The organism is Brachybacterium sp. J144 (assembly GCF_036321705.1).
Lineage (GTDB): Bacteria > Actinomycetota > Actinomycetes > Actinomycetales > Dermabacteraceae > Brachybacterium.
In genome coordinates this window covers 85,075-110,383 of sequence record NZ_JAZDCG010000001.1, presented here as the reverse complement: position 1 = coordinate 110,383, position 25,309 = coordinate 85,075, and the positions used below count along the sequence as shown (strand labels likewise).

Annotated in this window: 19 protein-coding genes; 6 read left to right on the top strand and 13 right to left on the bottom strand. The window is 70.2% G+C overall.

Annotated elements, in window-relative coordinates:
* Window position 1: 1 nt before the first annotated feature.
* The 4 genes from typA to V1260_RS00465 form a co-directional block, all read right to left on the bottom strand.
* The gene (gene typA, locus V1260_RS00480; protein ID WP_329744826.1) at window positions 2-1,924 is read right to left on the bottom strand and encodes a translational GTPase TypA; all 1,923 of its coding nucleotides are present in this window, start codon (window positions 1,922-1,924) and stop codon (window positions 2-4) included.
* A 336-nt stretch (window positions 1,925-2,260) separates the two neighbouring features.
* Window positions 2,261-4,135, bottom strand: coding sequence for an ABC transporter ATP-binding protein (locus V1260_RS00475; protein ID WP_329744825.1), 1,875 nt, complete (start codon window positions 4,133-4,135; stop codon window positions 2,261-2,263).
* Window positions 4,132-5,088: an ABC transporter permease gene (locus V1260_RS00470; RefSeq protein WP_329744824.1), complete on the bottom strand. Its 957-nt coding sequence runs from the start codon at window positions 5,086-5,088 to the stop codon at window positions 4,132-4,134. The genes V1260_RS00475 and V1260_RS00470 overlap by 4 nt, the downstream gene beginning before the upstream one ends.
* On the bottom strand, window positions 5,078-6,007 hold the full coding sequence (locus V1260_RS00465) for an ABC transporter permease (RefSeq protein WP_329744823.1): 930 nt from the start codon (window positions 6,005-6,007) through the stop codon (window positions 5,078-5,080). Before V1260_RS00465 ends, V1260_RS00470 begins: the two co-directional genes overlap by 11 nt.
* Window positions 6,008-6,103: 96 nt before the next feature.
* On the opposite strand from V1260_RS00465, the gene pgi reads away from it, so the two are divergent.
* Window positions 6,104-7,828 (top strand): glucose-6-phosphate isomerase, encoded by a 1,725-nt coding sequence (gene pgi, locus V1260_RS00460; protein WP_329744822.1) that lies wholly within the window; start codon window positions 6,104-6,106, stop codon window positions 7,826-7,828.
* 247 nt (window positions 7,829-8,075) lie between these two features.
* On the opposite strand, the gene V1260_RS00455 is transcribed toward pgi, so the two are convergent.
* On the bottom strand, window positions 8,076-9,392 hold the full coding sequence (locus V1260_RS00455; protein ID WP_442878102.1) for an MFS transporter: 1,317 nt from the start codon (window positions 9,390-9,392) through the stop codon (window positions 8,076-8,078).
* Between the two features lie 397 nt (window positions 9,393-9,789).
* Between V1260_RS00455 and V1260_RS00450 the strand changes: the two genes are divergently transcribed.
* The 5 genes from V1260_RS00450 to V1260_RS00430 all read left to right on the top strand — a co-directional run bounded on the left by V1260_RS00450 (window position 9,790) and on the right by V1260_RS00430 (window position 15,887).
* Window positions 9,790-11,130, top strand: coding sequence for an ABC transporter substrate-binding protein (locus tag V1260_RS00450; protein WP_329744821.1), 1,341 nt, complete (start codon window positions 9,790-9,792; stop codon window positions 11,128-11,130).
* A complete protein-coding gene (locus V1260_RS00445) occupies window positions 11,130-12,044 on the top strand; it encodes a carbohydrate ABC transporter permease (RefSeq protein ID WP_329744820.1) in 915 nt (304 codons plus the stop codon). The genes V1260_RS00450 and V1260_RS00445 overlap by 1 nt, the downstream gene beginning before the upstream one ends.
* Before the next feature lie 4 nt (window positions 12,045-12,048).
* Window positions 12,049-12,912: a carbohydrate ABC transporter permease gene (locus V1260_RS00440; RefSeq protein WP_329744819.1), complete on the top strand. Its 864-nt coding sequence runs from the start codon at window positions 12,049-12,051 to the stop codon at window positions 12,910-12,912.
* Window positions 12,913-13,057: 145 nt separating this feature from the next.
* The gene (locus V1260_RS00435) at window positions 13,058-14,632 is read left to right on the top strand and encodes a flotillin family protein (RefSeq protein WP_329744818.1); all 1,575 of its coding nucleotides are present in this window, start codon (window positions 13,058-13,060) and stop codon (window positions 14,630-14,632) included.
* 226 nt (window positions 14,633-14,858) lie between these two features.
* Window positions 14,859-15,887, top strand: a complete 1,029-nt coding sequence (locus V1260_RS00430; protein ID WP_329744817.1) for an ATP-dependent 6-phosphofructokinase — start codon at window positions 14,859-14,861, stop codon at window positions 15,885-15,887.
* A 63-nt stretch (window positions 15,888-15,950) separates the two neighbouring features.
* Here V1260_RS00430 and V1260_RS00425 read toward each other — a convergent pair whose 3' ends face one another.
* The 8 genes from V1260_RS00425 to V1260_RS00390 all read right to left on the bottom strand — a co-directional run bounded on the left by V1260_RS00425 (window position 15,951) and on the right by V1260_RS00390 (window position 25,307).
* The gene (locus V1260_RS00425) at window positions 15,951-17,141 is read right to left on the bottom strand and encodes an acyl-CoA dehydrogenase family protein (protein ID WP_329744816.1); all 1,191 of its coding nucleotides are present in this window, start codon (window positions 17,139-17,141) and stop codon (window positions 15,951-15,953) included.
* A gap of 54 nt (window positions 17,142-17,195) precedes the next feature.
* Window positions 17,196-18,110, bottom strand: coding sequence for an endonuclease/exonuclease/phosphatase family protein (locus V1260_RS00420; RefSeq protein ID WP_329744815.1), 915 nt, complete (start codon window positions 18,108-18,110; stop codon window positions 17,196-17,198).
* Window positions 18,111-18,130: 20 nt separating this feature from the next.
* A complete protein-coding gene (gene dnaE, locus V1260_RS00415) occupies window positions 18,131-21,703 on the bottom strand; it encodes a DNA polymerase III subunit alpha (RefSeq protein ID WP_329744814.1) in 3,573 nt (1,190 codons plus the stop codon).
* A gap of 172 nt (window positions 21,704-21,875) precedes the next feature.
* The gene (locus V1260_RS00410; RefSeq protein WP_329744813.1) at window positions 21,876-22,607 is read right to left on the bottom strand and encodes a hypothetical protein; all 732 of its coding nucleotides are present in this window, start codon (window positions 22,605-22,607) and stop codon (window positions 21,876-21,878) included.
* 66 nt (window positions 22,608-22,673) lie between these two features.
* Complete coding sequence (locus V1260_RS00405; protein WP_329744812.1) at window positions 22,674-23,600, bottom strand: RluA family pseudouridine synthase; 927 nt, start codon at window positions 23,598-23,600, stop codon at window positions 22,674-22,676.
* Window positions 23,597-24,112 carry a signal peptidase II gene (gene lspA / locus V1260_RS00400; protein WP_329744811.1) on the bottom strand — a complete coding sequence of 172 codons (516 nt, stop codon included), beginning with the start codon at window positions 24,110-24,112 and terminating at the stop codon, window positions 23,597-23,599. Before lspA ends, V1260_RS00405 begins: the two co-directional genes overlap by 4 nt.
* An 86-nt stretch (window positions 24,113-24,198) precedes the next feature.
* Entirely contained in the window at window positions 24,199-24,885 is a 687-nt protein-coding gene (locus V1260_RS00395) for a DivIVA domain-containing protein (protein WP_329744810.1), read from the bottom strand.
* A 134-nt stretch (window positions 24,886-25,019) separates the two neighbouring features.
* On the bottom strand, window positions 25,020-25,307 hold the full coding sequence (locus V1260_RS00390; protein WP_329744809.1) for a YggT family protein: 288 nt from the start codon (window positions 25,305-25,307) through the stop codon (window positions 25,020-25,022).
* Between the last annotated feature and the right edge of the window lie 2 nt (window positions 25,308-25,309).

The window sequence follows — 25,309 nt, the reverse complement described above, 5'->3', positions numbered from 1 at the left end:
ATCACTGGACCGAACGCGCCCGGGAAACCGCGCGACGACGCTCGGTGGGATCGAGAATCACCTTGCGGATGCGGACGATCTCGGGGGTGACCTCTACGCACTCGTCCTCGCCCGCGAACTCGAGGGACTCCTCGAGGGTGAGCTTCCGCGGCGGCACCAGGTTCTCGAAGCTGTCCGCGCTGGCGGCGCGCATGTTGGTCAGCTTCTTCTCCTTGGTGATGTTCACGTCCATGTCCTCGTTGCGGGAGTTCTCCCCGACGATCTGGCCCGTGTACACCTCGGAGGTGGGCTCGACGAAGAAGCTGCCGCGCTCCTGGAGGTTGATCATCGCGTACGGCGTCACGGCGCCGGGGCGGTCCGCGACGAGGGACCCGGTGTTGCGGAACTCGATGTCGCCCATCCACGGCTCGAAGCCGTCGGCGTAGGACGAGGCGATGCCGTTGCCGCGGGTCTCGGTCATGAAGCGTGTGCGGAAGCCGATCAGGCCGCGGGAAGGCACGGTGAACTCCATGCGCACCCAGCCGGAGCCGTGGTTGCTCATGGTCTCCATGCGGCCCTTGCGCGAGGCCATCAGCTGGGTGACGGTGCCGAGGTACTCCTCGGGCACGTCGATGGTCATCCGCTCGACGGGCTCGTGGGTCTTCCCGTCGATGGTGCGGGTGAGCACCTTGGGCTTGCCGACGGTGAGCTCGAAGCCCTCGCGGCGCATCTGCTCGACGAGGATCGACAGGGCCAGCTCACCACGGCCCTGCACCTCCCAGGCGTCGGGGCGCTCGGTCGGGAGCACCTTGAGGGACACGTTGCCGACCAGCTCGGAGTCGAGGCGGTCCTTCACCTGGCGGGCGGTGAGCTTGTGGCCCTTGCCGTTCTTGCCGGCGATCGGCGAGGTGTTGATGCCGATGGTCATGGAGATCGCCGGGTCGTCGATCGCGATGAGCGGCAGCGGACGCGGGTCGGAGACGTCGGTGAGGGTCTCGCCGATCATGATCTCGGGGATGCCGGCGACCGCGACGATGTCGCCCGGGCGGGCGGCGCGGGTCATCGGCTCGCGGGAGAGGCCCTTGGTCTCGAGCAGCTCGGTGATCTTGACGGTCTTCGTGGCGCCGTCCTGGGTGCACCAGGCGACCTGCTGGCCCTTGGTCAGCTCGCCGTTCTTGATGCGCAGCAGCGCGAGGCGGCCCAGGAACGGTGAGGCGTCGAGGTTGGTGACGTGGGCCTGGAGCGGCATCTCGTCGTCGAAGCTCGGTGCGGGGATCTTCTCGAGGATGGTCTTGAACAGCGCCTCGACCGTCTCCTCCTCGGGCAGGGTGCCGTCGGCGGGCTTGTCGAGGGAGGCGCGGCCGGCCTTGCCGGAGGCGTAGACGACGGGCACGTCGAGGACGGCGTCGAGGTCGATGTCCTCGACCTCGTCGGCGAGGTCCGAGGCGAGGCCCAGGAGCAGGTCGGTGGCCTCGCCGACGACCTCGTCGATGCGCGCGTCGGGCCGGTCGACCTTGTTGACCACGAGGATCACGGGCAGCTTCGCGGCGAGCGCCTTGCGCAGCACGAAGCGGGTCTGCGGGAGCGGACCCTCCGAGGAGTCGACCAGCAGGACGACGCCGTCGACCATGGACAGGCCGCGCTCGACCTCTCCGCCGAAGTCCGCGTGGCCCGGGGTGTCGATCACGTTGATGGTGATGCCGTCGGGCTCCCCGATCGCCGCGGCGGAGGGACCGGTGTACCGGATCGCCGTGTTCTTCGCGAGGATCGTGATGCCCTTCTCGCGCTCGAGCTCGCCGGAGTCCATCGCCCGCTCGTCGTGCTTGTCGCGCTCCCCGAAGGCGCCGCCCTGGGTGAGCATGGCGTCCACGAGGGTGGTCTTGCCGTGGTCGACGTGGGCGACGATGGCGACGTTACGCAGGTCGTTGCGGTGCTGGATGGTCATACGCAGGTGCTCGTTTCAGATAGCGCGGCGGGGCGTGGACCGAGCAGCGCCCGGTCGCACCGCGGTGCGACCCGCTCCAGGGCCGCGCCGATTCTATCGGCCCCAGCCGCCCGCGCACCGGTGGGCGGATGAGAGGTTCGACGCGGTGCGGGGCGGTTCGCCGACGGCTCCGTCCGGAGGCCGACGGGCCGGTCCGGGGTCCGACAGCTCCATCCGTCGGCCGACGGAGGATCCGGGGTCCGACGGGGCGCCGACATGCCGGAGGCCGGGGAGGACCGCCGCCTGCGGCGTCCTCCCCGGCCTCGCTCTGGCCCCGCCCCGCGGCGGGATCACCGATCAGACGTGACCGGCCTGCGCGAAGGGATCGATGACGTCGTCGGGCCCGTCGCCGCCGGACGCATCGCCCTCGCCCACCGGGGCCGCCTGGGCCTCGACGTCGATCGTCTCCGCGCCCGCGAGCGGGATGGATCCGCCGGGGATCGCGGCGAGCAGGCGCTTGGTGTACTCCTGCTGCGGCGAGTGGAACACCTCGTCGGTGGTGCCCTGCTCGACGACCCGGCCCTTCTCCATCACCAGGGTGCGGTCGGCGATCTGCCGCACCACGGCGAGGTCGTGGGTGATGAACAGGTAGCTGAGACCCAGCTCGGCCTGCAGGTCGTTGAGCAGCTCGAGCACCTGGGCCTGCACCAGCACGTCGAGGGCCGAGACGGCCTCGTCGCAGATGACGACCTCGGGGTCCAGGGCCAGGGCGCGCGCGATCGCGATGCGCTGACGCTGGCCGCCGGAGAGCTCGTTGGGATAGCGCTGCATCATCGCGGCGGGCAGCGACACCTTGTCCAGCAGGTCGCGGACCTTCGCCTCCCGGGACTTCGCGTTCCCGATGCCGTGCAGGCGCAGCGGCTCCTCGATCGTGCGGTAGATCGAGTACATCGGGTCGAGGGTTCCATAGGGGTTCTGGAAGATCGGCTGCACCCGGCGGCGCAGCGTCTTCTGGGCCCGGCCCCGGATGGTGGTGATGTCCTGGCCCTCGAAGAGGACCCGGCCCGAGGTGGGCTCGAGGAGCTTCAGCACCATCTGGGCGACCGTCGACTTGCCCGAGCCGGATTCGCCGACGATCGCGGTGGTGGTGCCGCGCTCGAGGGCGAAGGAGACGTCGTCCACCGCGCGGAAGGGCGTGGTCCGCCACGGCACGCTGCCCCGGATCGGGAACTCCTTGGTGAGCTTCTGGACCTCGATGACCGCCGTGGGATCCGGCTCGGAGTACCCGAACTCGGGCGAGAACTCGACCTCGCCGCGAGATGCGGCGGGGACGCCCTCGAGGGCGGCGCCCTCGTGGGCGTTCTCCAGGGCGTGCTCCCGGGCGGCCTCGCGCACCTCGAGCCGCCTGGCCGCGGAGACCAGCCGGCGCGAGGCCAGCGAGGGCGCCGAGGCGATGAGCCGCTTCGTGTACGGATGCTGCGGAGACTGCAGCAGCTCGAGCGCGGGACCGGACTCGACGACCTGCCCCTTGTACATCACCACGAGGTGCTGGGCGCGCTCGGCGGCGAGGCCCAGGTCGTGGGTGATCAGCAGCACCGCGACCCCGAGCTCCCCGGTGAGGTGGTCGAGGTGGTCGAGGATCTGCTGCTGGACGGTGACGTCCAGGGCGCTGGTCGGCTCGTCGGCGATGAGCAGCTTGGGACGGGCGGCGAGGCCCATGGCGATCAGCGCGCGCTGCTTCATGCCGCCGGAGAACTCGTGCGGGTACTGGCCCGAGCGGCGCTCCGCATCCGGCAGCCCCGCCTCCTCCAGCAGCTCCACGGTGCGCCGCTTCGCCTCGGCCCCGGAGGCCACGCCGTTGGCGGCGAGGGCCTCCTGGATCTGGGTGCCGACCTTCCACATGGGGTTGAGATTGCTCATCGGGTCCTGCGGGACCAGGCCCACCCGGTCGCCGCGGAGCGCCCGGATCTCCTTCTCGGAGGCGTGCGTGATGTCACGCCCCTCGAAGAGCACCTGACCGCCGGTGATGCGGCCGTTCTTGGGCAGCAGGTGGGCGATGCTCATCGCGGTGGTGGACTTGCCCGATCCGGACTCGCCGACGATCGCGACGGTCTCCCCGGGGTACACCTCGAGGTTCGCCGTGCGCACACCCATCACCGGACCGGTGGAGGTGGTGAAGGTGATCTCGAGATCGCGGATCTCGAGCAGGGGCTGGTTCGCGGTCGCGGTCATCGCTTCCTCGCCTTCGGGTCCAGGGCGTCGCGCACGGCGTCGCCGAGCATGATGAAGCTCAGCACGGTGATCGCGAGCGCCATGGACGGGTAGAACAGCATCATCGGCTGGGTGCGCAGCGCGTTCTGCGCGGAGGAGATGTCACGACCCCAGGAGACGGAGCTCGAGGGCAGGCCCACGCCGAGGAAGGACAGCGTCGCCTCGGCGACGATGAACACGCCGAGGTTCACCGTGGCGGTGACGATCACCGGCGCGATCGCATTGGGGATGACGTGCTTGAGCAGCACGGTCCCCTTGGAGGCGCCGAGCGCGGTGGAGGCGGTGACGAAGTCCTGCGCCTTGGTCGAGATCACCGAGCCGCGCATGATGCGGGCCACGTTCGTCCAGCCGAAGATGCTCAGCACGAGCACCACGGTCCACATGTTCATCTCGCCCAGTCGGGTGGCGATGACGATCGCGCCGAGGATCATCGGGATCGCGAAGAAGACGTCGGTGACGCGGGAGATGACCTCGTCGAACCAGCCGCCGAGGTAGCCGGCGAGCGCCCCGATGGTGCCGCCGATCAGGGTCGAGCCGATCATCGTGAGGAAGCCGATCAGCACGGAGGTGCGGGTGCCCCAGACGGTGCGGGAGAGGATGTCGTAGCCCTGCACCGTGGTGCCGAAGACGTGCTCGCCGCTCGGCGGCTTCGAGCCCTGGGAGATCTCGCCGAAGCGCGGATTCTGGTCGGTGAAGACGCCGGGGAACGCGGCGACGAAGAGCACGAACAGGATCAGCAGCGCGGAGAGCACGAACACGGGGTTCCGGACCAGGTTGTGGCCTGCCTCGGCCCACAGCGAGCGCGGCGAGCTGGTGGTGTCGGCGGCGTCGACGGCCTGCAGCGGGGTCTCGTCGAGCGGGGCGACCCAGTGCTCGGCACGGGGGCGGCGGGGGGTCTGAGCATCACTTCGCATAGCGGATCCTCGGGTCGAGCACGGCGTAGAGCAGGTCCACGATGAGGTTGGACAGCAGGAAGATGATCACCAGCAGCGTCACCAGCGCCACGATCATCGGCGCCTCGCCGGCGTTGATCGAGTCGAAGAGCAGGGAGCCGACGCCGTGGATGTTGAAGATCCGCTCGGTGACGATGGCGCCGCCCATGAGCGCGCCGAGGTCCGCACCGATGAAGGTCACCACGGGGATGAGCGAGTTGCGCAGGATGTGCTTGGAGACGACGCCGCCGCGGGAGAGGCCCTTCGCGGTGGCGGTGCGCACGTGGTCCGCGGTGGCGGTCTCGGCGATCGAGGTGCGGGTCAGCCGCAGCACGTAGGCGAAGGAGACCGCGCCGAGCACGGCGCCGGGCAGCAGCAGGTTCTGGAAGCTGGGGTCGCGGCCCGCGTTGATCTCGGCGATGCCGAGCTGCACGCCGAGCACGAACTGCGCGACGAAGCCGATCACGAAGGTCGGCACCGCGATCAGGGTCAGCGAGACCAGCAGCAGCGTCGTGTCGATCCAGGTGCCCTTGCGGAGACCGGAGATGACGCCCGCGACGATGCCGAAGGCCGCCTCGATGACCACGGCGATCAGCGCGAGCCTGATCGTGACCGGGAAGGCGGCGGCGATCTGGTCGATCAGCGGGCGGCCGTTGAAGCCGATGCCGAGGTCGAAGGTGAGCACATTGCCCAGGAAGATGAGCCACTGCACGATCACCGGCTTGTCGAGGTTGTACTGCTCGCGCAGCTGCTGCTCGACCGCCGGGGAGATGGGCTTGTCACCGGCGAGGGTGAGGATCGGATCGCCGGACGCCGCGAAGGCGAGCAGGTACACGATCAGTGTGGCGCCGAGGAAGACGGGGATCATCTGCAGCAGGCGCCGCCCGATGTACCAGAGCACGTCGTTCCCTTTCGATGGAGGAGAGGGGCCCGGGGGCCCGCGGGGCGGTCCCGGCCGGGCGCCCCACTCCCCCTTCCCACGGTGTTCAATGGCGGCATGACCGAGTCGAGCACCTCTTCCGCCGTCCCCTTCGTTCCCTCCCCCGCCGCCGAGCCCGTCGATCCGACCACGACCGAGGCCTGGGACGCCCTCGAGTCCCTCGACCTCGAGCGCACCGGATCCCTGCGCGAGATGTTCGCCGCCGATCCGCAGCGCGCCGAGCGCCTGAGCTTCGAAGCCGCGGACCTGCACGTGGACCTGTCCAAGAACGTGATCACCGACCGCACCGTCGAGCTGCTGCTCCAGCTCGCCCGCGAGGTCGGCGTCGAGGACCGCCGCGACGCCATGCTCGCGGGCGCCCACATCAACACGACCGAGGACCGGGCCGTGCTGCACACCGCGCTGCGCCGCCCCGAGGGCGCCTCCCCCGCCCTCGAGGTCGACGGCCAGCAGATCGACGCGGACGTCCACGAGACCCTCCGCCGGGTCTACGAGTTCGCGGACTCGGTGCGCTCGGGCGAGTGGACCGGCGTGACCGGCAAGCGCATCGAGACCGTCGTGAACATCGGCATCGGCGGCAGCGACCTGGGCCCCGTGATGATCTACGAGGCGCTGAAGCCGCTCGCGCAGGACGGCCTCACCGCCCGCTTCCTCTCCAACATCGACCCCACCGACGCCTACCAGACGACACGCGATCTCGACCCCGAGACCACCCTGGTCATCGTCGCGAGCAAGACCTTCACCACCCTCGAGACCCTCACCAACGCGCGCCTGGTGCGCGACTGGCTGCTGGCCGGGCTGCGCGAGGGCGCGGGTCTGACCGCCGAGCAGGAGTCGGAGGCCGTCGCGAAGCACTTCGTGGCCGTCTCCACCGCGCTCGACAGGGTCGCCGAGTTCGGCATCGACCCCGAGAACGCCTTCGGCTTCTGGAACTGGGTGGGCGGCCGCTACAGCGTCGACTCGGCGATCGGCACCGTCCTCGCGACCGTGCTCGGCCCGGACGTCTTCGAGGAGCTGCTCGCCGGCTTCCACGCGATGGACGAGCACTTCGCGACCGCCCCGGCGGCATCCAACGTGCCGCTGCTGATGGGCCTGCTGAACGTGTGGAACGTGAACTTCCAGGAGGCGGAGACCCATGCGGTCCTCCCCTACTCCCAGTACCTCCACCGCTTCCCCGCCTACCTGCAGCAGCTGACCATGGAGTCCAACGGCAAGTCGGTGCGCTGGGACGGCTCCCTCGCCACGACGGAGACCGGCGAGGTGTTCTGGGGCGAGCCCGGCACCAACGGCCAGCACGCCTTCTACCAGCTGATCCACCAGGGCACCCGCACCATCCCCGCGGACTTCATCGCCTTCGCCACCCCGAACCACGCCCTGCGCGACGGCGACCAGGACGTCCACGAGCTGTTCCTGGCGAACTTCTTCGCACAGACCAAGGCGCTGGCCTTCGGCAAGACCGCCGAGGAGGTCCGCGCGGAGGGCACCGAGGGCTCCCTCGTCCCCGCCCGCGAGTTCTCGGGCGACCGCCCGACCACCTCGATCATGGCGCCGCAGCTGACCCCGTCGGTGCTGGGTCAGCTGATCGCGCTGTACGAGCACATCACCTTCGTGCAGGGCGCCGTGTGGGGCATCAACTCCTTCGACCAGTGGGGCGTCGAGCTCGGCAAGCAGCTGGCCAAGGATCTCGCCGGCGCCGTCGCGGGCGATGAGGCGGCGATCGCCGCGGAGGACTCCTCGACCTCGGCGCTGATCCGCTACTACCGCGCGCACCGCGAGGGCTGACCGGCCTCGTCCCGGCGGTCTCTGTCGGGCCAGGCTGTGTCCACCGACGGGACGTGGGGGGGGGGGAGAGAATAGAGGGGGGGGGGGTGGGGGGGGGGGATTTCCTTCTTCGGACCACGGGGGGAATGGGAGAGGCCAAAGACCTGCATATGACAGGTCTCGGGCCGCTCACGTCCCGTTCATGGACAGTGCCCGCGGGGAGGACACGCCAGATCCGCCCGGGCCGGCCGGAAACAGCGGGCTCAGGTCACGCCAGGTAGTCCACGTCCCGGGTCTCGCCGCCCGCGACGAGGGCGAGGATCGTGATCACCGCGGCGAGGGTGAGGTAGCCGCCGACCAGGAGCAGTGAGCCGCCCTGCGCCTGCCACAGCGCGATCATGGCGTAGGGCGCGGGGGCCGCCCCGATCACCGAGGCCATGTTGTAGCTGACGGCGCTGCCGGTGTACCGCACGTCGGCCCGGAACATCTCCGGCAGGAACGCCGCCATCGGCCCGAAGGTGAGGCCCATGAGGGTGAAGCCGAGGATCAGCGCGGCCATCACCCCGACCGTCCCGGCGTGCATGAGCGGGTCGAGCAGGAGGCCGAAGACGCCGATCCCGGCGGTCACGGCGAGCAGCAGGCGCTTGCGACCCAGGCGATCCGCGAGCGGGCCGGAGACCACGGTGAAGATCCCGAAGAAGACCACGCCGATGATCAGCATGGTGAGGAAGTCGGTGCGCTCGTAGCCGAGGCCCGGGGCGAAGCTCGTGGGGTCGAAGGCCCTGCCCGCCGCCTCCGCGGCGGCGCGGGCGGAGGCCTCGTCGGCCGCGGTGGTGCCGACCACCATGAGGAAGGCGGTCATGAGGTAGAAGAGCACGTAGGTCGCGACCATGGCGAGGGTCGCGAGGACCAGCGGCCTGGCAGCGGTGCGGAACACGCGGGCGATCGGCACGGCCGCGACCCGCTGCTCGTCCAGCACCTTCTGGAAGGCCGGGGACTCCATGAGCTTCAGCCGCACCCACAGGCCCACGATCACGAGCACCGCGGAGAGCAGGAAGGGCACGCGCCACCCCCAGGAGGTGAACTGCTCGGGGGTGAGCTGCACGCTCAGCAGCACGAACAGCAGGTTGGAGAGGATGAACCCGAGCGGGGCGCCGAGCTGGGGGAAGGTGCCGTACAGGGCCCGCTTGCCGGGAGGGGCGTTCTCGGTGGCCAGCAGCGCCGCGCCGGACCATTCGCCGCCCAGGCCGATGCCCTGGCAGAAGCGCAGCAGCACCAGGATCGCGGGGGCGATGACGGCGAAGCCGGGCGTGGAGGCGGTGGGGAGCACGCCGATGAGGAAGGTCGCGATGCCAATCACCAGCAGGCTCGCGACGAGGGTGGTCTTGCGGCCCACCCGGTCTCCGTAGTGCCCGAAGATCAGCGAGCCGAGCGGGCGGGCCACGAAGGCGACGCCGAAGACGGCGAAGGAGCTCAGCAGCTGGTTCGCCGGGGTCTGCGTCGGGAAGAACAGGGCCGGGAAGACGAGCGAGGCCGCGGTCGCGTAGGCGTAGAAGTCGAAGAACTCGATCGTGGTGCCGACCATCGAGGCCGTGATGATGCGCCCGCGGGTGTTGGCGGGGCGACGGCGGGCGCCTGAGCCGAAGCCGGCGCGTCGGGCGGGGTGGGGTGCTGCACGGTATTCTCGACGGGCGACACTAGACCCCCAGTCCCACCATTCGGACCCGCTGGCCGCACTCTGAGACATACGGAACTCTGTACGGCGCTCGGAGTTCACCTGCTGTCCACCCTCCCGACTTGTTGCGGTCCACGGTTAGCGCTTACCTGCATATGCCCTGGTCACAGTCCTGCAACACGTCGGGCAATCGATGGCAACCGACACCCATACTGCAGGAATGCGCTCACGATGTGTGCGTCGGCCGCGATTGCGGCCGCCCCTCCGATGAGGGAGGGCACATCGTCGCAGTCGAGGAGGACCGCGCATGTCTCGCCACTCTGTCTCCCGTCAGACCTTCACCCCCACCCGTCGTGCCGTCGCCCTCGGCGGCACCACCGCGCTCGCTGCCACGGCGCTCGCTGCTTGCAACCCCGGCGGGTCCGGCGGAGGCGGTGGCGGCGGCGAGGACGCCGCCCCCGTCGCGGAGCAGGACGCCTCCGAGCTCGCCGGCAAGACCCTCAGCTACCTCTACTTCACCGATGGGCCCGACGAGCAGGCCACCCGTGATCTGATCGCGGCGTTCGAAGCGGAGTACGACGTCACCGTCGAGCTCGAGATCGTGCCCTTCTCGGACATCACCACCACGCTGCAGGCACGGCTGTCCGGCGGGCAGGCACCGGATGTCGCCCGGGTCGCGGCCACGGCCCCCTTCGCCGGAGACCTGCTGCTGCTGGACGACTACCTCGGCGCCGAGTACCTCTCGGAGTTCTCCGAGGGCGTGCAGGTGGGCATGACCGATGCGGACGGAAAGATCCACGCCGTCGCGTCGGACCTCACCCAGAACGGTCCCTTCGTCAACACCGACCTGTTCGAGCAGGCCGGTGTGGAGCTGCCCGAGTCCTGGACCTGGGAGGAGATGGTCGACCTCGCCACCCAGGTGCAGGAGGCGACCGGCACCGAGTTCGCCTTCGCGATGGACAAGTCCGGTCACCGCCTGTCCACGATCCTGTCCCAGGGCGGCACCTACCTGGTCCAGGACGGCACCAGCTCACTGGATCCCGCCGCCGCGACCACCGCCCTGCAGCCGCTGCTGGACATGATCGAGGAGGGCACCTCCCCCAGCGACTTCTGGCTGGACTCGGGCACCAAGTACCAGGGCGCCAACGAGGTGTTCCTGGCCCAGCAGGTGCCCGTATACCTCTCGGGCAACTGGCAGGTCGCCCAGTTCGACGCCAACGCGGAGTTCGCCTGGGCCACCATGCCCAACCCCACCCAGACCGCCGGCGGCGGCTTCCCCGGCGGCAAGTTCATGGTCGGCTTCACCGCTGGCGCGGAGAACCAGCTGGCAGCGACGTTCCTGCAGTTCATGAACTCGACCGAATCACAGGAGGAGTTCATCACCACCTCCGCCTTCATGCCCACCCGCGCCGATCTCACCGAAGCTGGCGTCGAATACCCCGTCCGGAACGAGGAGATGGGCGTGTTCGTGACCGATCTGGGCGAGACCCCGCCCGAGGCCTACGCCGCCTGCTACGACCCCAACTTCGATGCCGCCGCACAGGAGTTCATCTCGGAGTTCGCGGAGGTCGTCGCCGGCAACAAGGACCTCGCCACGGCGATGGAGGATCTGCGCGCCTCGATCGACCAGATCGTGGAGCAGGCCTGATGCCTCAGACCGCGGCACCCGTGAAGAAAGCACGGCAGCGGCGGGTGCCGTGGTCGCTGAGGGCGGCTCCCTACCTGTTCCTGCTGCCGAACATGGTCATCTTCGGCCTGTTCACCATCTACCCCGCCTTCAGCGGTCTGAACATCTCGCTGTACAGCTCCCGCAACGGCCGCACCTTCGAATGGGCGGGGCTGGGCAACTACGAGCGGATCTTCTCCGACGACGACTTCTTTCGGGCGATGATCAACACGATCGTGTTCGTCCTCGCCTTCGTAGCGCTGTCGGTGATCATCTCGGTCCTGCTGGCGGTGCAGCTGAACGCGCAGAACATCGGCAAGTCCTTCTTCCGCTCGGTGTTCTTCTTACCAGTGCTGCTGAGTCCGGTGGTGGTGGGCATCGTGTGGCGCTGGCTGCTGGAGCGCAATGGCGGCCTGGTCAACGCCGCCCTCGAGGCGCTCGGCATCCCGGTGGTGCCCTGGCTGGTGGACCCCGAGCTCGCGATACTGTCCGTGGTGGCGGTGAGCCTGTGGGTGAACGTCGGCTTCTACACGATGATCCTGCTCGCGGGGCTCCAGTCGATCGATCCCAACCTCTACGAGGCTGCGAGCCTCGACGGGGCGGGCTCGGTGCGTCAGTTCCGGAACATCACCTGGCCGATGCTGGCCCCGACGACGATGGTGGTGCTGATCCTGTCCACGATCCACGGCTTCCAGGCCTTCGACGTCATCTACAACCTCACCGGCGGCGGGCCTGTCGGCGCCACCACGCTGCTGGTGCAGTACGTGTACGACAACGCCTTCGGCCCGCAGATGCAGTACGGAATGGCCGCGGCCGGCTCCGTGGTGCTGTTCGCGGTGGTCATGGGCTTCACCCTGCTTAACTGGTTGCTGGGCCGACGCGCGGAGGCGGTGTGAGGCGATGAGGACGACGACAGCCAAGCCCACCACCTGGACCTCCACTTCTCGCACCCGGGTGAGACCGAGCGATGTGGTGCGCACCGTGAACCTCACGGCGCTCGCGCTGCTGGTGCTGATCCCGCTGCTGTGGACGGTGCTGGGCTCCTTCAAGAGCCCCACCGAGCTCGCCCAGCGCCCGCCCACGCTGCTGCCCGGGCAGTGGCAGCCCGGCAATTACGTCGAGGCGCTGACCGGTTTCGACATGCTGCGCTACCTCACCAACAGCGTGATCGTGGTGGTGGTCGCGACGGCGCTGACGCTGGCGATCAACTCGATGGCCGCGTATGCGCTCTCGCGCTACAACTTCCGGGGACGGGACCTGCTGTTCCTGGTGACACTGGCGACGATCATGGTGCCCCTGCAGGTGATCCTGATCCCGGTCTACCAGGTGACCGCCTCGCTGGGACTGACCAACTCCCTATGGGGCGTGATCCTGCCGGCGATCGCCACTCCCACCGGGGTGTTCCTGCTGCGCCAGTACATGCTCACCATCCCCGACGAGCTGATCGACTCCGCCCGCGTGGATGGGGCCCGGGAGTTCGGGATCTTCTGGCGCGTGATGCTGCCGCTGTGCAAACCGGCGCTCGCCGTGTTGGCGATCTTCTCGGTGCTGTGGCGGTGGAACGACTTCCTGTGGCCGCTGGTGGTGACCAACGAGCGCACCCGCACCCTGCCGGTGGCGCTGCAGCGCTTCGCCAGCCAGGAGGTGGTGCCCTTCAACCTGGTGCTCGCCCTGTCGGTGGTCTCGATGATCCCGGTGCTGATCTGCTTCCTGGTGTTCCAGAAGCAGATCGTCCAGGGCATCGCAGCGACCGGCATGAAGTGAGCCCCACCCCACCGGCCGCTGAACGGACCGGGCCGGGCCCGGGACCGGAGATCACGAAGCCGTCGCCGGTCCCGGAACCGGCGGGCGCGGCGCACGATCGGTGGGATAATTCCTCTGGCATGTCTGCACTGTCTGAGGGGAACCCATGGAACTACTGATACCCACCGTCATGGTGGCCGGTGTCGTCGCGCTCGTGCTGCTGATTCTGCTGTTCGTGCTGCTGCGCAGCTACCGCATCGCAGCGCCGAACGAAGCGCTCATCATCACCGGACGCAGCGCCAAGACCAGCCCCAACGGGGACATCGACCTCGAGTCGGGCGGGGCCCGCGTGGTCATCGGCGGGCGCGCGATCGTACGCCCCATCGTGGACCGCGCCTTCGTCCTCAGCCTCTCCTCGCGCCAGATCCCGGTCGAGGTCGAGGGCTACTCGATGAACGGCATCTTCCTGCGCCTGCGCGGCGTCGCCCAGGTCAAGGTGGGCGGCAACGTCGACGACGTCCGCAAGGCCTCCCAGCGCTTCCTCGACCAGCAGCAGCAGATCGACCACTACACCCAGGAGATCCTCTCGGGCACCCTGCGCGCGGTGGTCGGCACGCTGACCGTCGAGCAGATCATCCGCGACCGCGCGTCCTTCGCGAGCCAGGTGCAGGCCGAGGCCGAGCACTCGATGAACAACCAGGGCCTGGTCATCGACACCTTCCAGATCTCCGCCGTCGAGGACGACGGCTCCTACCTGCGGGACTGGGGCCGCCCGGAGGCGGCGCTGGTCGCCAAGCGCGCCGCGATCGCCGAGTCCGACGCGAACCGCGAGTCGACCCAGGCGAAGAACCTCAACCTCCAGCAGGAGGCCGAGTCGAAGCAGGCCTTCGACATCCGCAACGCCGAGATCAAGGAGGAGACCGACGCCCGTCAGGCCGTGGCCGACGCCGCCGGTCCCCTCGCCCGCGCCGCGCAGCAGCAGAGGATCATCGAGCAGGAGGAGCTCATCGCGGTCCGCAACAACGACCTGCGCGAGAAGCAGCTCATCGCCGAGGTTCACAAGCCGGCCGAGGCCAAGCGCTACGCCGAGCAGCAGGACGCGGACTCGAAGAAGTATGCCCGCGTCGCCGACTCGGAGGCGCAGCTGACCGATGAGCGCAACCGCGCCGAGGCCCGCAAGGTCTCCGCGGACGCCGAGGCGCACGCGATCGAGGCCCGCGGTCGGGCCGAGGCCGAGGTCGAGCTGCAGCGCCGCTCGAAGGACGCCGAGGCCGTGCGTCTCGAGGGTCAGGCCGAAGCCGACTCGCTCCGCGCCAAGGGCGAGGCCGAGGGTGCGGCGATCCGCGCCAAGGGCGATGCCGAGGCGGAGACCACCCGGGCCCGCGCCGAGGCGTACAAGCAGTTCAACGACGCCGCGGTGCTCGCCCAGGTGCTCGACGTGCTGCCGGCCGTCGCGAACGAGCTCGCCTCCCCCTACTCGAACATCTCCAACCTCTCGGTGTTCTCCACCGATGGCGAGGCGAAGATCGGGCAGAACATCTCGGTGGGACTCGCCCAGGTCCTCGACATGGTCAAGTCCACGACCGGCGTCGACTTCCAGGACACCCTGCAGCGGGCCGCCGAGGGCGGTCGCTCCGTGCGCGCCCAGGCCGAGCAGGCAGGGTCCGCGGCGGGCTCCGCCCCGGCGGCCCCCACCGCACCGTCGACCGACGCCGACGACGCCGCCGACACCCCGGAGTGACCCTCTCCCGTCGGACCGGATGACCGGAGCCGACGGACCCGAACGGCGCCCCGTCCCCGCATCGCGGGGGCGGGGCGCCGTTCTGCGTCGGCGGTCGAAAGATGCCGTTCACCTGCACGTCATGTGCTGTCCGTGGCGGGACCGAGGGCTTGGCGACGGGGCGCGGGGTGGTCCTAGAGTGGGTCGCAGCACCCCTGGTCCCGGCGAGAGAAGCGAGTCCTCCCCCATGAAGATCGGCATCCTGACCTCCGGGGGCGACTGCCCCGGGCTGAACGCCGTCATCCGCGGCATCGTGATCAAGGGCGACAAGCTGTTCGAGGACGAGTTCATCGGCTATCGCGACGGCTGGCGCGGCGTGATCGAGAACGACTTCATGACGCTCCCCCGCCGCAAGGTGCGCGGCATCGGCCGGATCGGCGGCACGATCCTCGGAACCTCCCGCGCGAACCCCTTCCACGACGGGGCCGACGGGGCGGAGATCGTGCTGCGGCAGATGGACGAGAACGACATCGACGCGATCGTCGCGATCGGCGGCGACGGCACCCTGTACACCGCGAACCGGCTCCACGAGGCGGGCGTCCCGGTCGTCGGCGTCCCGAAGACGGTCGACAACGACCTCGACGCGACCGACTACACCTTCGGCTTCAACACGGCCGTCGAGATCGCGACCGAGTCCCTGGACCGGCTGCGGATGACCGGCGACTCCCACCACCGCTGCATGGTCGCCGAGGTGATGGGGCGCTCGGTGGGCTGGATCGCGCTGCACTCCGGCATGGCGGCGGGCGCCCACGTGATCTGCCTGCCCGAGTTCCCGCTGACCATCGACGAGATCTGCGGCTACGTCAAGTCCGCCTTCGACCGCGGCCGGGCGCCGCTCGTGGTGGTCGCCGAGGGCTTCATCCCGCAGGACGCCCCCGAGGGCTTCATGGACTACGACCTCGACGAGTTCGGCCGTCCCCGCTTCGGCGGGGTCGCCGCGGCCCTCGCCCCGATCATCGAGGAGCGGCTCGGCGTGGAGGCCCGTGCGACCGTGCTCGGCCACATCCAGCGCGGCGGCGAGCCGACGGGCTACGACCGCGTCCTCGCGACGCGCCTCGGCACCGCCGCGGTGGACCTCGTGCACGGCAGCAAGTACGGGCGCATGGTCTCGCTGCGTGGCACCGAGATCGTCGACGTGCCGCTGAGCGACGCGATCGACTCCACGAAGAAGGTGCCGCAGTCCCGCTGGGACGAGGTCGAGATCCTCTTCGGCTGACAGGCCGACGGGCCCCACCGCTCAGCCGGCGGAGCACGCTGACGGGATCCCGCGCGGCCCCGCTCAGCCGGCGGAGCCGACCTCGCCCAGCAGCGCCTTCCCGTAGGACGCGTGGACCGACTCCTCGTCGGACGGGTGATAGAGGCCCGCTCGGACGTCGCGGGAGAGCCGCTCGAGCTCGCTGCGGCGGAAGAAGTGGGAGCCGCCGCTCGCGCGGAGCACCTGGTCCACGGCCGCGATCGCGGCCTCGGTCGCGCGGGACTTCACCCCGGAGAAGTGGAGGAACCAACGGGCGCCGTGGTCGGTGATCCCGGGCCCCGTGGAGCCGGTGCCGAGCGCGTCCAGATCGGCGGTGACCTTCTCGATCTGCAGGATCGCCCCGTCGATCCCGATCGCGGCGGCGGCGAGGCGGCGGCGGATGTCGGGGTCGTCGGCGTGGACGATGCCGCGGGTGACGGAGCGGCGGGTGGTCGCGACCTGCACGCCCACGGCGAGCGCCCGCTCCGCGATGCCGGTGTAGACCGAGGCGATGAGCAGCTCGAAGGCACCGAAGATCCCGCGCACGAGCGGGTCGGGGTTCGGTCCGACGGGGGTGAGGGTGAGGACGTCCTGGGCGGCGATCGGTGCGGCGTGCAGGCGGGTGGTGCGGGACTGGGTGCCGCGCATGCCGTGGGTGTCCCAGTCGTCGAGGACCTCGACCGCGTCGGTGCGCTCGAGCAGTCCGAACACGAGGCGGGGGTCGACCTCGGTGGCATCGGCGAGGCGTCCGTGGACCACGAGCCGGTCCCACACCGGCGCGAGGGAGGTGAAGATCTTGGTCCCCGTGACGGTGTACCCGCCGTCCTCGCGGGCATCCGCGCGGGTCGAGGCGTCGAAGAGCATCGCATCGTTGCCGGCCTCGGAGATGCCGAAGGCGAACAGGAGGTCCTCCGCGGCGCCGGCGAGGACCCGCTCCCCCGCGTCGGCGCCGACGAGATGCGCGTGCAGCGCCGCGCCGGTGACCACGAGGTGCATGTTCAGGGCGAGGGCCGTGGCCGGGGCGGCCTGGGCGAGGCGCCGCTGCACCCGGGAGGCGTCCAGCAGGCTCGCCCCGAGCCCGCCGAGCACGGTCGGCACGAGCAACCGCAGGTAGCCGCGCTCGCGCAGGTCGGCCAGGTCCAGCTCGGGGAAGGTGTTCTCCCGGTCGTGGACCGCCGCGCGCTCGCGGAAGGTCTCGAGGAGGTCATCGGGCAGCAGGTCCTCTGCGAAGCTCATGGGCTCAACGCTAGTCCACGTCCGCCGACGGGAGCTGGGGGCGAGAGCGGGGTCTCAGCGTCGCGGGGCGAGGAGGGCGAGCACCGGGCGATGGTCGGAGGATCCGCGCGGGCCGACCCGCACCGCGCGGACCTCGATCGGTCCGCGCACCCACATCGAGTCGAGGCGGCGCAGGGGCAGACGGGACGGATGGGTGGGGGCGTCCGGGGCGGGGGGACGGCCGGTCCGGGCGCCGGGGAGGCCGCCGCGGAGGACCAGCCCGAGACGACGCGCCAGCGACCGGGCGACCCGGGCAGCGCGCCCGGTCCGGGCACGGCGGGCGAGGAGGTCGCGCCGACGCGAGGCAGGCGGTCGGGACTCGTCGGCCGCGCGCACGGAGCCGGCGGCCTCCCGCCAGCCGGTCGCGGCGAGGGCGGCGAGCTCGGGCGCGGCGGGGTCGGCGTTCAGGTCCCCCATCAGCACGGCGGGCACCTCGGGATCGAGCTCGTCGGTGCGGCGCACGAGCCCCTGCACCTGTGCGGTGCGGTGCCGCGGATCGGCGTGATCCAGATGGGTGACCAGCACGTCGAGCGCGGTCCCGTCCGCTCGCCGGACGCGCGCGACGAGCACCGCGCGGGGCTCTCCCGGGGCGGCGGCGGGATGGTCGGGCAGCGGATGGTGCTGCGCCGTCTCGAGGTGATGCCGGGTCAGCAGAGCGACGCCGTAGCGGCGCGGCGGTGCGCCCACCGTCGTCGGCGGATGCTCGAGCGCGGCGCCAAAGGCGACCTCCAGACCGAGCTGCGCGGCGAGCCGCGCAGCCTGGTCCTCCCCGCGGGACCGCTCGCCGAAGGCGACGTCGACCTCCTGCAGACCGATCACGTCGGCCCCGAGCGCGGCGATCTCCCGCGCCGTGCGCACGAGGTCCACGCGCCCGTCGGCCCCCAGCCCATGGCGGATGTTCCAGGTCGCGACCCTCCAGGGGGCCGCCACCGGGCCGGGTGCCGGGGGCGTCACTGCAGGCAGCCCGGTCCCAGCAGTGCCTTGAGGGAGGCGTACAGGGCAGCGGACGGGGTGACCGAGAGCCGCTTGTCCAGCTGCATCAGGGTGGTGCGGCCCGGCTCCTGCAGACGCAGCCGCACCTCGCTCGAGCCGGGGTTGTCCTCGAGGACGCCGCGGAGCTGCTCGGCCACCTTGTTCGTGGCGCGCAGGGCGGGCAGGGCGATGACGACGGGCCCGTCGGCCCCGCCCCCGGTCTCGGGGATCGACATCTCCATGACCCGCAGCTCGGGCATGCCCTTGGAGGTGTCGACCCGTCCCTTCATGGAGACGATCAGGTCCTCGGCGAGCTCGCCGGCGACCGTGAGATAGGTGGAGGGGAAGAGCAGGCAGTCGATCGAGCCCTCGAGGTCCTCGACCGTGGCGATCGCCCACATGTCGCCCTTCTTGGTGGTCTTGCGCTGCAGCGTCGTGACCAGGCCCGCGATCGTCACCATCTGGCCGTCCTCGACCGCGCCCTCGTCGGCGAGCGCGCTGATGGAGGTGGTGGAGTTCTGGGCGATGACGTGTTCGAGCCCGTAGAGCGGGTGGTCCGAGACGTACAGGCCCAGCATGTTCCGCTCGAAGGCGAGCTTCTGCTTGCGGTCCCACTCGGGCAGGTCGGGGATGGTGATCGTCGCGGCGGAGCCCGAGGCCATGGTCTCGCCGTCCTCCCCCACCCCGGCGAAGACGTCGGCGAAGAGGTCGTACTGGCCCTGGGCCTCCTTGCGCTTGACGTCCACGACGGAGTCGACGGCGTCCTCGTGGACCAGCACCAGGGAGCGCCGGTTCGCGCCGAGGGAGTCGAAGGCGCCGCCCTTGATGAGCGACTCGATGGTGCGCTTGTTGCAGACGGTCAGGGGGACCTTGTCGAGGAAGTCGGTGAAGGAGGTGAAGGCGCCCTTCTCCTCGCGCGCCTTGATGATCTCCTCGACGACGTTGGCGCCGACGTTCCGGATCGCGGAGAGGCCGAAGCGGATGTCCTCGCCGACGGCGGAGAAGTAGAGGTCCGACTCGTTGACGTCGGGCGGGAGGACGGTGATGCCGCGGTGGCGGCAGTCGCCGAGGTACAGGCCGAGCCGGTCGCGGTTCTCCTGGGTGGAGGTGAGCAGCGCGGCCATGTACTCGGTGGGATGGTTGGCCTTGAGGTAGGCGGTCCAGTAGGAGACCACGCCGTAGGCGGCCGAGTGCGACTTGTTGAAGGCGTAGTCGGCGAAGGGCAGCAGGGTCTCCCAGAGGGCGGCGACCGCGGCGTCGGAGTAGCCGTTCCCCTTCATGCCCGCCTCGAAGGAGACGTACTGCTTGTCCAGCTCCGCCTTCTTCTTCTTGCCCATGGCGCGGCGGAGGATGTCCGCCTCGCCGAGCGAGTAGCCCGCGACCTTCTGCGCGGTCTGCATGACCTGCTCCTGGTAGACGAGCACGCCGTAGGTCTCGCCGAGGATCTCGGAGAGCGGCTCCTCGAGCTCCGGGTGGATCGGGGTGATCGGCTGCAGGCCGTTCTTGCGCAGCGCGTAGTTGGTGTGCGAGCCCATGCCCATCGGGCCCGGGCGGTAGAGCGCGGAGACCGCGGTGATGTCACCGAACTGGTCGGGCTTCATCTGGCGGAGCAGGGTGCGCATGCCGGAGCCGTCCAGCTGGAACACGCCGAGGGTGTCGCCGCGCTGCAGCAGCTCGTAGGTCTTCTGGTCGTCGAACGGCAGGGTCTCGAGATCCGGCGGGGTCTTCCCGTTGCGGGTCATGTTCTCGACCGCGTCCGAGAGCACGGTGAGGTTCCGCAGCCCCAGGAAGTCCATCTTCAGCAGGCCGAGGGTCTCACAGGTCGGGTACTCGAACTGAGTGATGATCTGGCCGTCGGAGGGCCGGCGCATCATCGGGATGATGTCGGTCAGCGTGTGGCTGGACATGATGACTGCGCAGGCGTGGACGCCCCAGCCGCGGGTCAGGCCCTCGACGCCCTTGGCGATGCCGACGACCTTCTGGACGTCCGGGTCCTCGTCGTGCATCCGCCGGAACTCGGTGGCCTCCGCATAGCGCTTGTGCTCGGGGTCGAAGATGCCGTTGATCGGGATGTCCTTGCCCATGACCGCCGGGGGCAGGGCCTTGGTGATCCGGTCGCCCATCGCGAAGGGGTAGTCCAGGACGCGCGCGGCGTCCTTGAGGGAGTTCTTCGTCTTCATGACGCCGTAGGTGACGACCTGGGCGACCTTGTCGTCGCCGTACTTCTGCTCGACGTAGTCGATGACCTCGCCGCGGCGGCGATCGTCGAAGTCGACGTCGAAGTCGGGCATGGAGACGCGGTCGGGGTTCAGGAATCGCTCGAAGAGCAGGCCGTGCTCGATCGGGTCGAGGTCGGTGATGCGCATCGCGTAGGCGACCATCGAGCCGGCGCCGGAGCCACGGCCCGGTCCCACGCGGATGCCCTGCTCCTTGGCCCACTTGATGTAGTCGGAGACGACGAGGAAGTAGCCGGGGAAGCCCATCTGCAGGATGATCCCGACCTCGTAGTCGGCGCGCTGCTGGACCTCGTCGGGGATGCCGGAGGGGTAGCGGTAGTGCAGGCCGTCCTGCACCTGCTTGACGAACCAGGACTCCTCGTCCTCTCCGCCGGGGGTCGGGAAGTGCGGCATGTAGTTCGCGCCCTCGTTCGTGGTGGTGAACGAGACGTCACACATCTCTGCGATGCGCAGCGTGTTGTCGCAGGCCTCGGGGAACTCGCGGAACAGCTCCCGCATCTGCTGCGCGGACTTCAGGAAGTAGCCGGAGCCGTCGAACTTGAAACGGTCCGGGTCGTTCAGCTTCGAGCCGGAGTTGATGCACAGCAGGACGTCCTGGATGGTGGCGTCCTCCTCGGTGACGTAGTGGAGGTCATTGGTGGCGACCAGCGGCGCGCCGATCGCCTTGGCGACCTCGAGGAGGTCCTTGGTGACCCGCTTCTCGATGGACAGTCCGTGGTCCATCAGCTCGATGAAGTAGTTCTCCCGTCCGAACATGTCCTGGAACTCGCCAGCGGCCTTCACGGCCTCGTCGAACTGGCCCAGGCGGAGCCGGGTCTGCACCTCGCCGGAGGGGCAGCCGGTGGTGGCGATGAGGCCCGGCGCGTACTTCGCGAGGATCTCGCGGTCCATGCGGGGCCACTTGCCCATCTGCCCGTCGAGCGAGGCGGCCGAGCCCAGGCGGAAGAGGTTGTGCATGCCCTCCGTCGACTTCGACAGCAGGGTCATGTGGGTGTAGGCACCGCGCGCGGAGACGTCGTCGCCCGCGGCCTGCTGCTCCTTGGTGCCCCACTGGACGCGGGTGCGGTCGTGGCGGCTGGTCCCCGGGGTCACGTACGCCTCGATGCCGATGATCGGCTTCACGCCCGCCTTGGTCGCCGCGGCGTAGAACTCGTAGGCGCCGAAGAGGTACCCGTGGTCCGTGATCGCGACCGCGCTCTGCCCGAGGTTCGCCGCCTCCGCGACGAGCTTGTCGATCTTCGCGGCCCCGTCCAGGAGCGAGTAATCGGTGTGGACGTGGAGGTGGACGAAGTCATCGGTGCCCGCAGAAGCCATGCGCTCCAGGGTAGTCCGGGACGCCCCGCGGAGGGGCTCGGCGCGGGGTCGGAGAGGTCACCCCGGCGCGTCCGGCGTGTCGGGAATCCGGGGGCGCGTCGGGACGTTGCCGCGGCTGTTCAGCGGGGGTCGGAGCCCCCGGCGTGGGTGAGCAGTTGCTCGGCGGGACCGCTCACGCCCCGTCCTCCTCCGCCTCGCGCTCTCGGCGCATGTCGGCGAGGAGGCGGTCCATGTAGTCGTGGACGTCCTCGTAGCTCAAGGAGCGCTCGTCGCGGCGCGGCGGGATGCCGCCCACGAAGGCGCCGCCGTGCCAGGCCAGCGAGTCGTCCGGGAGGGTCGGGTCCTCGTCGCGCCACAGGTCCAGGGGGATCGCGTGGGCGGCGAGGTCGGCGGCGATCTCTGCCGCGCGGGCCGGCTCGCCCGAGCGCTGCAGCACGGCGACGAGCAGGGACTGGGCGGCCCAGGCGAGGGCGTCGTCGTCCCGGTCCTCCCCCGGCTCGACGGACTCGAGGACCAGCGCGACGTAGCTCGCGGCGAGCTCGTCAGCCCCGTCCTCGTAGTGGTCGGTGGCGACGCGCAGAGCGACCCGCGGGACCAGCTCCCGTGCCTCCCACAGCACCGCGGCGCCGACGAGCGCCATCCCCACCCCCGTCGGGAAGTCGGGATCCTGGGCCAGGGCGGAGGTGGACGCGCGACCGGACCGGCGCTCGTCGTCGGCCGCGAGGAACTCCTCCACCGCGCGGGCGATCGCCGCCCGCATCGCCTCGTCGTTCCGCAGCGCCACCTCGGCGCCCGCGGGGTCCAGGCCCAGGCGGCGCGCGACACGGGCGACGGGGAAATCGGGGCGCGACAGGGCCGCGGAGCGGGTGGGGGTGAGGGCGCCGGGGAGATGCTCGTCGGTCATGGCTCGACGGTATCGCCTGACAGGATGGGCCGATGCACGCCGACACCCCGATCCTGCTGCGCCCGCTCAGCGCTCCCTGAGCCGGTCCAGGGCCTGCTGCAGGTCCGCCGGGTACTGCGAGGAGAAGGTGACCTGCTCCCCGGTGGCGGGGTGGATGAAGCCGAGTTCCATCGCGTGCAGCCACTGCCGGATCAGTCCGACCCGCTCCGCGAGGGTCGGGTCCGCGCCGTACAGCGGATCGCCGACGAGAGGGTGCTTCAGCGCCGCCATGTGCACGCGGATCTGATGGGTGCGGCCCGTCTCGAGCTTGACCCGCAGCAGGGTCCCGCCGCGCAGCGCCTCGAGCGTCGAGTAGTGGGTGACGGAGTGCTTGCCGTCGCTGCGCACCGCGAACTTGTAGTCGTGGTTCGGGGACCGGCCGATCGGGGCCTCGATCGTGCCCTCGGGCTGGTCCGGGGTCCCCTGGCAGACGGCGTGGTAGACCTTGTCCACCTCGCGGGCGCGGAAGGCGTCCTTGAGCGTGGTGTAGGCGAGCTCGGTGCGGGCGACCACCATGAGCCCGCTCGTGCCGACGTCGAGGCGGGAGACGATGCCCTGCCGATCGGGGTCGCCGCTGGTGCGGATCGACACCCCCGCCGCCGCGAGATGGCCGAGGACCGTCGGCCCCGACCAGCCGGCGCTGGGATGCGCGGCGACGCCGACGGGCTTGTCGATGACCACGATGTGCTCGTCCTGGTGGACGAGACTCATGCCCTCGGCGATCTGCGGCCGCACCTGGGTCGCGGGGCGCTCGTCGGGGATCTCGACGCTGAGCAGAGCGCCCGGTTCGAGTCGCTGCGAGCGGGCCGGGACGCGACCGTCGATCTGCACGTGCCCGTCGTCCACGAGATCGGCGACGCGGGTGCGGGAGAGGCCCAGCAGGCGCGAGAGGCCCGCGTCGACCCGCTCCCCCGCGAGGCCGTCGGGGACCATCAGGGTGCGGTGGCCGCTCACGCCTTCCGCTCCTCCGGCGCTTCGGTCTCGGCTGCCGCGGGCTTCTCCGCCTCGGCCGCGGAAGGATCGGTGTGCAGGCCGATCACGCTGAGCAGCACCACGAGGATCGCGCCGCCCACCACGCCCATGTCGGCGATGTTGAACACCGGCCAGTTGGGCAGCTCGAGGAAGTCGACGACCTCCCCGCGGAACGGGGCGGGCGGACGCAACAGCCGATCGTGGATGTTGCCGAGCGCGCCGCCGAGGATCATCCCGAGGGCCAGGGCGTACCAGGGCGAGCGCACCGTGGTGACGGCGAAGACGAGGACGCCTACGACGATCAGCATCTGCAGGCACGTGACGACGGGCGTGATCCCGGAGCCCATGCCCCAGGCGGCGCCCGAGTTGTACAGCAGCGTCAGCTGCAGGAACTCGCCGAGGAACGGCTGGGGAACGAGCTCCTCGAGGTTCGCCTCGGCCCAGTTCTTGGTGATCTGGTCGAGGACGAGCAGGATCGCGCCGAGCACGACCATGATGCCGAGGATCCCGGGGAGGGGGAGACGGCGACGAGCGCCGGACCCTTGGGGCCCGGCGCTCGTCGACGTGGTGGCGTGGCGGCTCACAGGCCGAAGTTCGCCTGCTTGTCCTGCGTCTCGCTGGTGTCGAGATCGCGGAGCTGGTTCTCGAGATAGTTGCGCAGACGGTTGCGGTAGTCGCGCTCGAACGTACGCAGGCCCTCGATGGTCTTGTCGAGCTCGGCCTTCTTCGACTCGAGCTCCGCGAGGGTCGTGCGGGACTTCTCCTCAGCCTCGCCCACGATGCGCTTGTGCTCGTCGTTCGCTTCGGCGATGAGGCGGTCGCGCTCGTCCTCGCCGTTCTTGACGTACTCGTCGTGCAGGCGGTTCGCGAGGGCGATGATGCCGGCCGCGTCTGTCGGCGCGGAGGAGGCCGCGGCGGGCGCGGGCTGCTCGGCGGGGGCCTCGGGCTCGACGACGGCCTGCGGGGCCGTGGTGTCGACATCCGCGGCGGGCGCCTCGGCGACGGGGGCGGCGTCGATCAGCTCGGCGTCGTCCTCCACCGGGGCCGCATCGGCGGCGGCCGCGGCCGGGGCCGACTCCAGCTCCGCGATGCGGTTCTGGGCCTCCTCCAGCTCCTTGGTGAGGCGGTTGTTCTCGTCGATCAGCTCTTGGAGGCGCGGCAGGATGTCGTTGTCGAGGTAGTTGTCCACCTCGTCCATGTCATAGCCCTCGGAGAACCGAACCGGTGTGAACCGCTTGTGCAGCAGGTCATCGGGCATCAGAGCCATGGGTCACCTTCTCGTCAGTCTGGGGTGGTCTCTGCGCCGGGCGCAGTGCGGACAGCCTAGCGGATCCGGCGCGCTCACCGGACGTCCCGGCCGATCAGCCGGACACCGGGGAGCCCATGCGAGCTCACCGGAGCTCACGCGAGCGAGGAGAGCACCGCCATGAGCACCCAGCAGGCCACGAGCAGCAGCATCAGGCTGAGGTCGAGGGCCACCGGCCCCAGGCGGAGCGGCGGGATGAGGCGGCGCAGGAACGTCACCGGGGGGTCCGTCAGCGTGAACACGACCTCGAAGAGCACCAGCACGAGCCCCGTCGGCCGGAAGTCGCGGGCGTACCCGCGGATCCAGTCGATCACCAGCCGCGCGAGCAGCAGGAGCATGTACAGGAACACTGCGAGATACAGCACCCCGGCGACGAGCTGCACGG